Origin of the sequence: Variovorax sp. KBW07 (assembly GCF_003852515.1) — a bacterium.
Classification (GTDB): domain Bacteria; phylum Pseudomonadota; class Gammaproteobacteria; order Burkholderiales; family Burkholderiaceae_C; genus Variovorax.
Map to the genome: position 1 here is coordinate 42844 of NZ_QAJK01000012.1, position 11656 is coordinate 54499.

The window sequence follows — 11656 nt, forward strand, 5'->3', positions numbered from 1 at the left end:
GGTGGGTCGGGTCATGGCTGCATTCATGGCTGCGGTCATGGCTTCGAGGAGGCGGCGGTGGCGGGCACCAGCTCGACCTCGATGTCCAGGTTGAAGAGCGGCGCTTCCTTGCGGTCCGCGCGTTGCTCGCCCAGCTGCTTCCAGCGCGACAGCACGGCGGCCTTCACCGCGTCGACGCGCTGGCGGCCCAGTGCCTCGGCCTCGCCGGGCGCTGCCCGGTAGGCCAGGCGCAGCACCGAGGTCTTCTCGGCCAGCACGGTGACGGTGCGGTCGAGCTCGGGCACGAAGCCGGCGCGCAGCGCGGCGCTGCCGTCGTCGAAGGCCGCGCCCTGCAGCGCGAGCCGCACCACGCGGTGCACGGTGGCGCCGAAGTTGACCTTCAGCACCTTGCCGCGCGTGGCGCGCTCGGCCGCCGGGTTCTCGCTGGTCGTGCGATAGCCCGAAGGCAGCGTGCGCTCGTCGAGCTTCAGCACCAGGTTGCTGCCGGTGCCGTCCTTCGGAATGGCGGCGCAGGCGATGTGGTAGCGGCCTTCGGCGTCGGTGGTCACCAGCACGCCGTTGACGGTGGCGATGCGCACGTTCGCGATGCCGGGCTCGCCCTCGTCCTGGTAGCCGTTGGCGTTCTTGTCGTCGTAGACCTTGCCGATCACGTCGGTGCAATCGAACAGCGCATCGGGCACCACGCGCACGGTGGCGGTGGCCAGGTTCGACAGCACGCGGCCACCCACGCCCTGCGTGGCGATGACCTGGTTGACGAACTCGCCCTCGCCCACGCCGACCCCCACGCCCGCGACCATCAGGTATTCCTTGGTCTCGTTGGGCGCGAAGTTCTGGCCGGGCACCACCAGCTGGCGTCCGTTGACCTGCGGCACCACCGGCAGCGCGACGCCGCCCGGCAAAGTGCGCACGCTCAGCGAGCCCTGCACGTAGCGGAAGCCCGGTGGCAGCGTGTCCACCACGGCCACGCCCGGCACGGGGTTGCCGCGCGTGTTGCGCGCCGTGATGCGGTACGGCAGCAGCTCGCCCTTCTTCACGGTGAGCTTCGACGTGGTCTTGCGCAGCTCGATGAGCGTGGCGTCCGACGGGTCGAGCGGGATGTTGTTGGCCACCACGTGCTGGCCGCCGCCGCCCGGCATCATGAACATCAGGTAGTAGCCGGCGCCGGGCACCAGGGCCGCGCCCGGGCTCACCACGCAGGGGTTGGTCTGCGCGGGTGCCGGTCCGTTGGCGGGCGGCGAGCACGACTGCGTGCCGAGCGCGCCCACGGCGGCCGGGTAGATCGACGACGGCAGGTAGTTGCCAGGCGGCGTGATCGCCAGGCGGTACTCGCCGGCCGGTGCGCCCGGCAGCACGAAGAAGTCGTAGTAGCCACCGGGGCCGGTGGTGTAGCTGTCGCGTCCGTCGAACAGGTGCTGCGCCGGATCGAAGCCGGGCGGGCCCACCAGGCGCACCACGGCGCCGGGCACGGGCGTGCCGCTCACGCTGTCGTACACCACGCCACCCGGGTCGTACGGCAGGTCTTGCTTCTGCACGTTGGCACCGGGGTTCACGCGCACCTTGATGGTGAAGCGCGGGTCGCTGGCCGGCGGCGTCGGGTACGGGCCGTTGGCGCCGTTCTGCGATGCATCGGTCGGCCACACGCCACCGACCAGGCGGCCGTCGGGCGAGCGGAAGCGCACGCGGTATTCGCCGGGCGTGAGGTCGCCGAAGCGGTAGCTGCCGTCGGCGCCGGTGGTCACGCTGTAGAGCACGGTGGTCGCCGTTTCGGCGCAGGCGTAGCCGCCGTCGCCGCAGCGCAGCAGCTCGACGGTCCAGCCTTCACCGCCGCCCTCGCCGCTTTCGCGGCCGCGGTTGTGGTTCTGGTCGAACCACACGGTGCCGGTCAGCGACGCGGGCTGGTTGCTGTGCTCGTTGAAGTCGTAGCCCGTGCCGTTGGCGTTCAGCGAAGTGAAGGTCACCTGGATCTGGTTCGGCCCACGCGCGGTGCCGCCCAGCGTGCCCGGCACGGCAATGCCTTCGTCGTAGCCCGCGGGCTGCGTCTCGGTGATGGTGTAGCCACCGGGGCCGGGTAATGGCAGGCCCGGCAGGTCGTAGCGGCCGTCGGAGCCGGTGACGGCGGTGCGCGTCACGGGCTGGCCCGCGGCGTCGGTGCCGGTCAGCGTGATGGTCACGCCGGCAATCGGCAAGTCCTGCGGCTCGCGCGTGCCGTTGCGGTTGGCGTCGTTGTAGACGGTGCCCGCCAGCGAAGCGCCGCGCTCGCCGAAGTTGTAGTTGTCGCCGTTGCCGCCGCGGTAGGCGATGGCGCTGATGACGTCATTGCCCAGCGTGCCGCTGGCCACTCCGTCGAGCGTGCCCACGGCGTCCAGGCCGTCGGCGTACGTCACGGGTTGCGTCTCGCGCACGGTGTAGCCCGCGGCGTCGGCCGGCAGCAGGCCGGTGAAGACGTAGCGGCCGTTGGCGTCGGTCACCACGGTGGTGTTGACCGGCAGGCCACCCGAGGTGCGGCCGGTGAGCGTCAGCGTGACGCCCGCGATGCCGGTCTCGCTCGCCTGGCGGATGCCGTCGTTGTTGGCGTCGACGTACACCCAGCCCGCGATCTGCCCACCGCGCTCGCCGAAGTTGTAGTCGATGCCGGCTTCTTCCGACACCAGCGCGAGCCCGCCGAAACGGTCGTTCACGGTGCCCGGGTTGGCGGTGCCGCGCGGCGCGCCGCCCACGGTGCCGAGCGACTCTGGGCCGTCGGCCATGCCGGCGGGTTGCGTCTCGTCGATCTGGTAGGTGCCCGGGGGCAGCGTGTCGACCAGGTAGCGGCCGTCGGCTGCCGTCTGCACGGTGCGATCGACGGCGTTGCCCAGGAAGTCGGTGCCGGTCACGCGCACGGTGGTGCCGCCGAGGCCGGGCTCGCCGGGGTCGCGGGTGCCGTTGGACGGCGCCACGTCGGCATACACGTAGCCCGACAGGCTGGCCGGCCGCACGGCCGCGAAGTTGTTGGCGGTCGAACCCGCGCCGGCGACGCCGAGCACGATGTTCTGGATGACGTTGGCGGTCGAGCCGTTGGGCCCGTTGGTCACGCCATTGCCCGACGTGGGCACCGAGCCCGGCGTGCTGCCCGCGCCGCTCACGGTGCCGGCCTTGGTGATGCCGGGCTCGTAGCCCTGCGGCCGCGTCTCGGTCACGGTGTAGGTGCCCGGTGCGAGGTTCAGGAAGCTGTAGTCGCCATTGCCGCCGGTGGTGGTGGTGCGCGTCACCTGCTGGCCGTTGATGTCGGTGCCCGTGAGCGTGATCGTCACGCCGGCCAGGCCGGGCTCGACGCCCACCGCGCCCTGCGCGCCATTGCCGTCGCGGTCGTAGTACACGCGGCCCGAGATGCCGCTGGGCAGCAGTTCGCCGAAGTAGTAATCGCCTTGCGTCAGCGGCACGTTGGTGCCGGACACGGTCACGCCCGTGATGCTGTTGCCGTCGGCCTGCGCCGTGCCGGGGTGGCCGTTGGCATTGGCCTTGCCGGGCGCGTAGTTGGCCGGCTGCGTCTCGGTGATGGTGTAGCCGCCCGCTCCCGATGGAGGCACGTTGCGGAACTCGTAGCTGCCCGCGGGGCCCGTGGGCGTGGCAAGGATGTTCACCGGGTTGCCCGCGGCGTCGGTGCCGGTCAGGCGCAGCTCCACGTTCGGAATGCCCGTGTCGCCGGCCTGCGGAATGCCGTCGTTGTTGCCGTCCACGAACACGCGCACCGGAATGCGGGTGAGCAGTTCGCCGAAGTCGTAGCCGGTGGCGTTGACGTTCGATTTCAGCGCAATGGCGCTCACCACGTCATTGCCCGCGGTGCCGCCTGCCGTGCCGGCCGCGTCGCTGCCATCGGCAAAGGCCGCGGGCTGCGTCTCGGTCAGCGTGTAGTTGCCGGGCGTGAGGCTATTGAAAGCGTAGTTGCCCGTGCCGCTCGCGCTGGTGGTGGTCAGGCTCACCGGATTGCCGAACATGTCGGTGCCGGTGAGCGTGACGGTCACGCCCGCGATGCCGGGGTCGCCCGCGCTGGCGGTGCCGTTGTAGTCGGCGTCCTGGTACACGCGGCCGGCCAGGCTGGAAGCACGCACTTCGCCGAAGTTGTTCGACGTCGAGCTGCCGCCAAGGCCCAGCACGATGTTGTTGATGTTGTTGGCGTTCGAGCCGTTCGGCCCGTTCGAGGTGCCTGGCGGCACGGTGCCGGGCGTGCTGCCCGGGCCGGCGACGGTGCCGGCCTTGGTGATGCCGGGCAGGTAGGCCGTGGGCTGTACCTCGGCCACGCTGTAGGTGCCGGCGGGCACGGTGAAGCCCCAGTTGCCGTTGCTGTCCGTGGTGGTCGTCATCGAGACGGCGTTGCCCAGGCTGTCGGTGCCGGTCAGGTTCAGGGTGACGCCGCCGATGCCGGGCTCGCCGCCGTCGAGCACGCCGTTGCCGTTCGTGTCTTCGTACACGCGGCCCGACAGCGCGCTGTTCTGCACGGTGATGCTGCCGTTGTTGAAGTTGTTGCCGCCGTTCGGGTCGGCACCGCCGTTGGTGTCGCCCGAGCCGGTGGTGACGATGTGCGCGCGGTTGGTGATCACCGTGCCGTTGGCCGGTGTCGCGCCGCTGAAGCGCACGGGGATGCGCACGGTGGCCGTGCCGTTGGCGGGCATCGACGCGATGGCGCAGCTCACGGCATTGCCGCCGGCCACGCCGGTGCAGGTGGGCGCGACGGGCGTGAAAGTGCCGCCGGTCACGGTGAACACCGGCGTGCCGGCCAGCACCAGCGAGGCGGGCAGCGTGTCGGTGAAGCTGGTGGTCTCGGCGCTGTCGGGGCCGTTGTTCTGCACCTGCACCAGCCAGTCGAAGCCCTGGCTGCTCGACACCGTGGCGAGTGGCGTATTGGTGCCCGTGGACACGGCGGTCTTGGAGAGCACCTGCACGTCGGCCTTGAAGCGGAACGTGGTGTTCTCGGCCACCGTGTTGTTGGCCTGCACGATGTCGAAGGCATTGCGCGCGGCGTCGACGAAATCGACCTTGGCGTTGTTCTGGAAAGTGCCGCGCGACACGCCGCGCAGCACCACGCGGAACTGCAGCGTGCTGGTCTCGCCGGTGGAGGTGGAGCCCGCGCCGCCCAGCGTCGGGATGGTGAACACGATCTGGCCGCCGGCGGAGCCGATGGCCGCGCCGGCGGCCAGCGCGAAGGTGGTGCCCGCCGGTGCATTCGACGGGAGCGCCACCGACACCAGCGTGGGCGGGGCCTCGCCGTTCGGGCCGGGCAGCGGGAGCGTGTCGACCATGCGCACGTCTTCCGCCGTCGAGGCGCTGTTGTTCGACACCGTGATGGTGTAGCCCACGTCGTCGCCCACGTTCACCGGGTCCGCGTCGTCGAGCTTGGTGACCACCAGGTCGTACGCCGGCGCGGTGACGGTCACCTGTGCGGTGGCGTTGTTGTTGGTCGAGTTGGTCTCTGGCGTTGCCGTGGAAACCTGTGCGGCATTGGTTACCGTGGAGCCGTTCAGCACGTACAGCGGCCGCACGCGCACCGTGACGGTCTGCTGCACGTTGCGGTCCAGCGAGGTCCATGCGCACGCGAGCTGGTTGTTGGTGGTGCCGGTGCCCGTGGGCTGCGTGGTGTTCGGCACCGTGGTGCAACTGCCGCCGCCCGAGGCAGTGGCCGAGATGAACATCAGGTTGGCCGGCAGCGTGTCGACCACGCGCACGTCGTAGGCGCGGCTGAGGCTGCCCTGCTGCAGGCTCTGGTTGCGCACGGTGAGCGTGTAGCTGAGCAGTTGGCCGACCGGAATCGAAGCGGGGCTGGCCGTCTTGGTGACGACCACGTCGCTGCGTGCGACGAGGTAGGCGGTGGCTTCGCCATCGTTGTTCGCCAGGTTCGGATCGGCCGGCGTCGTCGCGAGGGCGTTGGCCTTGTTGTCGATCTCGAAGCCGTGGTCGGTGGCCGAGCGGCCGTTGCCGTAGTGCGATGCCACCACGCGCACCACCGGGCACAGCGGCAGCGCGCTCGGTGCGTCGGTGCTCGCGCGGCAGACCGGCAGGGTCGACAGCGTGCAGTTGGAAAGCGAGGCCTGGCCGAAGCCGCTGCCGTTGGCCGGCAGCGCGCAGCTGCCGACGAAGGTGCCGCCGTTGGGCGTCTGCGAGACATTGCCGGCGCCGATCACCTGCGCGAAATTGTCGGTGACGACCACGTTCTGCGCCTCGGAGGGGCCGGCGTTGACCACCTCGATTTCCCAGGTCACGGGCTGGCCCACGATCTGGCGGTTGCCGGCGCCGTTGCCGATGCCCACCACGCGCTTGAGCACCTTCACGTCGGCGGCGGTGGCGTTGTCGTTCACGCCGGTGCCCAGGTTCACGCAGTCGTTGCTGGTGTTGGCGTCGGGGTCGGTGCCGAGCGTGGGCGCCGTGGCGGGCAGCGCCACGTTCACGCACATCCGGTTGACGATCTGGCCGCCGCCCGGGGGCAGTGCCGCGATGGTGGCGTTGACGATGATGTAGCCGGCGTTGCGTGCGCTGCTGCCGGCGGACAGGTCGACGTCGATGTCGGCCGTGAGCGTGCGCGTGCAGCTCACGGTCGCGGGGCCCTGCACCGGAGTGGCAGGCGTCGGCACGACGGTGGCGCCGCCCTGGGTCACCGTGCAGGTGTAGCCGTCGCGCTGCGTGACGCTGTTGATCTGCACGCCGGCCGGCAGGTCGTCCAGCAGCTGGACGGTGCTGCCCGCGAGCAAGCGCGTGCCGCCCAGGTTGGTGGCGCCAACCTGGTAGTCGAAGGCCTGGCCCAGCGGCACGTTGTTCTGCGGCCAGCCGCGGCGCTTGTCGGCGCGGAAGTCGGTGGCCGAGACCGCCACGTCGGCGGGAACGCTGCCGGTGGCCGAATTGGCGATGGGGCCGGTCGCGCTGACGGTGGCTTCGTTGACGACGCCGGTGCCGGCGGTCATGGCAACCACCGGCACCAGGATGTCGCCGAGCGCCACGCTGGCGCCGTTGTTGCCGCCGATGTTGCTGCGGGTGCAGCTCACCGTCTGGCCGCTGACGGAACAGCTCCAGCCGGTGGGCGGGTTGATCGGCAGCTGGATCGCGAAGTTGGCGGGGATCGTGTCGCTGAGCGTCACGCCGGTGGGCGGGGTGCCGCTGAAGCGCGGGCTCAGCCGGAAGTTGAAGCGCTGGCCCACCAGCAGCTGGCCGCCGTCGTGGCTCTTGGCGAGCGCGAGCACGTAACCGGCCGTCACGGTGGTGTTGGCGGTGACGCTGTTGTTGGTGGAAACGCCGTCGCCGATCGAACCCGTGGGCGCCACGGCCGGCTGGTGGGTGATGGTCGAGCCCGCGCCCGCGGTGACCACGCCGTTGATGCTGAAGGTGCGCGTGTTGCTGCCCGGGGTGGCCGGGGTGGCCGGCACGTTGCAGGTCAGCTGGCTGCCGCTGATCGAACAACCCGGGGGCAGGCCGGTGCCCGAGACCGTCAGGCCCGTGGGAATGGGATAGGTCAGCGTCGAGCCCGTGCTGGTGTCGGGGCCGTTGTTGGTGAGCGTGAAGACGATCGGCACCGTCGAGCCGCTCGCCGCGTTGGCCGGCGCGTTGACGGTCACCGCCATGTCGGCGCCCTGGTTCACGGTGATGGTCTTGGTTTCGCTGGTGCCGCCGCCCGAGGGTGTGGCCGTCACGCTCAGCGTGCCCTGCGTGCGCGTGCGCAGCAGCACCTCGAAGCCTGGCGCCTGCCCGGCCGCCAGGGTGATGCCCGAGCAGGTCAGCGTGCCGGGGCCGGGGCTCCCCACCGCCACGTCGGCCGTGCAGCTACCCACCGGGACCGCGCCGGTGCCCATGTAGATCGTGTTCGCGGGAATCGTGTAGGTGAACGACATGCCCGGCGAAGGGATCGGCATGCTGTCGCTCTCGGCCACGGTCACGGTGCTGGTCACCGTGCCGCCGGCCGGCAGGATGTCCGGCGCATGGACCAGGCTGGAGATCTGCGGCGCCGCGTGTGCCGCTACCGCGAACAGCAGCCCCGCGAGCGACGTTGCCGCCACCCGTGCCAGGGAAAAGGTGCGACGCAATGCGTGCGCGCCCGACAAACTCGTTGAATTCCTGAACATCCCGTCCCTCGTGATGCGTCGACCGGCCGGATGCGTTCCAGCCCGCCGCGTTGCGCGGGGGTGGCTGTCCGGAGAAGGGGGGGATTCTTGAAACGGGGGGCTTGCCGGGGTTTTGCGCGCCGGTACGGAACTATTGCCCGAGATGACATTAATTTACTATTGCAAACAAATGTGAACTTAGTCACATCGGGTTTCCCGGGAACCCGCCTACGCTCGGCCGCATGTCTTACTGGTCGTCCACTCCCACCAAGCGCGCGCACATCCTGCTGATCGATGACAACATCGACGAACTGCAGGTTCTGCTGGGAACGCTGCGCGGCGCGGACCACCGCATCAGCTTCGCGTTCGATGCAATGCAGGGCTACCGCCGCGCCACCGCGCTGCTGCCCGACCTGATCCTGCTCGACGTGCGCATGGGCGCCATCGACGGCTACGCCACCTGCCGGCTGCTGAAGGCGGACCGCGCCACGGCGCACATTCCGGTGATCTTCGTCACGGCCTCGGGCTCGGTCGAAGAGCGGCTCACGGGCCTGCGCGAAGGCGCGGTCGACTACATCCTCAAGCCCTACGAAGCCTCCGAAGTACTGGCCCGCGTGGCCATTCACCTGACCCTGGCCGATAGCAAGCGAAACATCGATCCCGCCGAGGTGGTCTATGTCGATGCCGACGGCGCCGACAGTCCCGATGGCGGCAGCGCCGGCCGCGACAAGGCCGACCGCGTGATCGCGCAGGCGGCCGAGCGCGTGCTGCTGTCGAACCTGTCGCGTGCGCCTTCGCTGGCCGAGATCGCGATGCGCGTGGGCACGCATGAAAAGCGCTTGTCGCGCGTGTTCCGCGAGCGCACCGGCCAGACCGTGTTCGAGTTCCTGCGCGAAGCCCGGCTGCAGCAGGCGCAGCGCCTGCTGCTGTCGTCGGCACTGAGCATCGACGAGGTGGCGCTCGAGGTCGGCTTCTCGGGCGCCGCCAACTTCTCCACCGCTTTCCGCGAGCGCTTCGACGCCACGCCCGCCGCCTTTCGCAACGCCAGGTTCCGCGCCGCCGAGACCCCAGCGGCGGCGCGCGCCTGAACGCCGCGATGGCCCCGCGGCGTTGGGTTGCGGCGTGGCTGTGCGCCGTGTGCTGGCTGTGGTTGCAGCCCCCCGCGCATGCCGCGGCCACGCTGCATATCGATGGCAGCCAGGCCTGGCCCGTGGCGCTCGACAACGAAGTCGAATGGCTCGAAGACCCGACCACGCAACTGACGGTCGAAGCCGCCGACACGCTCACCGAAGACAGCCCCGGCGGCTTCCTGCCCGGCACCGCCGCGCGCATGCGGCCGGGTTTTTCGAGATCGGCCTTCTGGCTGCGCTTCACGCTCGTGAACGACACAGGCACCGTGCAGCCGATGCGCCTCGTGCTCGACACCACATGGCTGCAGCACGTCGACTTTCATGCGCTGCGGCGGCGCCCCGGCTCTGATCTGGAAGCCTGGACCCACACGGTGGCGGGCCTCGGCACGCCGCAGGAAGCCCCGGCCGACCGCGTGCCCACGCTCGACCTCGACCTGCAGCCCGGAGAAAGCGCGCGCGTGCTGGTGCGCGTGCAAAGCCGCAGCAGCGTGAAGCTCAGCCCCTGGCTGCACACGGCCAACAGCTGGCGCGAATCCGAAAGCCGCCACGCACTGCTCGACGGCCTGCTCATCGGCGGCCTGCTGGTGCTGGCCGTCTACTCGCTCGCGCTGTGGTTCCAGACCCGCACCTTCGCGATGGCCGCGCAGAGCCTGGGCTTTGCGCTGGTCGCGCTGTACGAGGGCACCTACCGCGGCCACACGCACCTGGCGCTGTGGCCCCACAGCCCCGAATGGAGCTACCGCGCGGCCGGCGTGCTGGCCGGCTGCTGCGTGCTGAGCATGGTGGCGTACCTGTATGCGCTCACGCGGCGCGGCCCGGTGCGCCCGCCGGGCCTGCCCACGCTGGCCATGCTGCTCGCCGTGCAATGCGCCATCACGATCGGCACGCTGGTCGGCACCTACGCTCCCTACGCGCAGGCCGGCGTGCTGAATGCGCTGCTGCTGGTGCTTGCGCTCACCGTCAGCAGCTTTCTCTACATGCGCCGCGCGGGGCCCGGCGGCAAGCTGGCCTTTCCGGTGATGCTCGTCGTGACCGTCGGCGTGTGCCTGCGGCTGGCCGAGCTGTCGCTGCCGGCGCGGGCGTTGCCGGGCCTCGATGCCTATGTGCTCGGCTTTCCCGGCCTGCTGGTCGGGCTGGTCGCGCTGGCCTCGTGGACCCATCGCCTGTCGCACCAGCGCCGCCAGGCAAAGGGCACGCTGCTGCAATGGCAGGCGCACGAACAGCAGCGCCTGCGCGACGAGGTGGCGCGCAAGACGCACGCGCTGAACGCCGCGCTGGAGCAGGCCGAGCACCATGCGCGCGAGCAGAACCGGCTCATGGCCTGCATCGGCCATGACCTTCGCGCGCCGCTGGCCACCATCGTCGGCCACGTGCGCATGCTGCGCAGTGAGCTCGGCTCCAGGCCCGAGCAGTTGCAGGCCATCGAGCGCAGTGCCGGCTACCAGCTCTCGCTGGTCGACGACCTGCTCGAATACGCCAAGGGCGAGCTGATGCCTTTCGCCTTCGATCCCCGGCCGGTGCGGCTACCGGCGCTGATCGAAGACATCGCGCAGTACGCCGCCGCGCTGGCGCAGCGCCAGAACAACCGCTTTGCGCTCGACCGCAACGGCGCGCTGCCGCCGGTGGTGTCGCTCGACAGCAAGCGATTCCAGCAGTTGCTGTTGAACCTGCTGTCGAACGCGGCCAAGTTCACGCGCGACGGACAGATGGGCCTGCGCGTGGAGGCGCATGCGGTGTCGTCGTCGCAGTGGCGGCTGGACATCGAGGTATGGGACAGCGGCATCGGCATAGCCCCGGAAGACCAGCAGCGGGTGTTCCTGGCGTTCGAACGCGTCGGCGCCAGCACCGACGGCCATGGCCTGGGCCTGGCGATTGCGCGCCGCATCGTGACGCAGATGGGAGGCGTGCTGCAACTCGACAGCCGGCGTGACCTGGGCACGCGCTTGCGCTTCTCGGTGGTGGTCGATGCGGCACCCGAGTCAGCGGCGCCGCCCCTTTCGGAAACGACGCTCACACCGATGCCCCCGCCGATGCCGACATTCACCGAGCCGCGTGCGCAGGGCTGGCGGCGGCGTCCGCGTCCCGTGGCGGGCATCGCTCCGTTGCCCGACGCGATGCGCGCCGAGCTGGAAACCCTCGCACGCGAAGGCCGATGGACGGACCTGCACGAGTGGGCCGACCGGCTCGCGGACGATGCACACCACGCGGCGCTGGTCGCGGCTGTGCGGCAGGCGCTGGACGCACTGGACTTCGAGCACATCCGCCATTTGGCGCGCGCTACGCCTGGGGCGCGGGGCTGAGTTCGTGGTCGCTTTTTGGCGCTGGCCGTTGTTCAGGGCGACGCTCACGCCGACGGTGTGCTCTGCTCCGCGAATGTCCCCCGCTTCGCTCCTCCTTTATTTCGCTGCGCAGAGCACACCATCCGCGTGAGCGTCATCAGAGTGGTCGTTGATCAGCGGTACACCA

At 70.4% G+C, this 11656-nt stretch carries 3 protein-coding genes; 2 read left to right on the forward strand and 1 reads right to left on the reverse strand.

Annotation, left to right across the window (positions count from 1 at the left end):
* Window positions 1-35 precede the first annotated feature (35 nt).
* Window positions 36-8081: an SdrD B-like domain-containing protein gene (locus DBV14_RS02390; RefSeq protein ID WP_124457600.1), complete on the reverse strand. Its 8046-nt coding sequence runs from the start codon at window positions 8079-8081 to the stop codon at window positions 36-38.
* 221 nt (window positions 8082-8302) lie between these two features.
* On the opposite strand from DBV14_RS02390, the gene DBV14_RS02395 reads away from it, so the two are divergent.
* Window positions 8303-9148, forward strand: a complete 846-nt coding sequence (locus tag DBV14_RS02395; RefSeq protein ID WP_124457601.1) for a helix-turn-helix domain-containing protein — start codon at window positions 8303-8305, stop codon at window positions 9146-9148.
* Window positions 9149-9156: 8 nt separating this feature from the next.
* The gene (locus DBV14_RS02400; protein WP_124457602.1) at window positions 9157-11490 is read left to right on the forward strand and encodes an ATP-binding protein; all 2334 of its coding nucleotides are present in this window, start codon (window positions 9157-9159) and stop codon (window positions 11488-11490) included.
* Window positions 11491-11656 lie beyond the last annotated feature (166 nt).

Bases quoted from the DNA above. Each gene is read 5' to 3' on its own strand.
- DBV14_RS02390 (WP_124457600.1), bottom strand. From the start codon at position 8,081: ATGTTCAGGAATTCAACGAGTTTGTCGGGCGCGCACGCATTGCGTCGC.
- DBV14_RS02400 (WP_124457602.1), top strand. From the start codon at position 9,157: ATGGCCCCGCGGCGTTGGGTTGCGGCGTGGCTGTGCGCCGTGTGCTGG.
- DBV14_RS02395 (WP_124457601.1), top strand. From the start codon at position 8,303: ATGTCTTACTGGTCGTCCACTCCCACCAAGCGCGCGCACATCCTGCTG.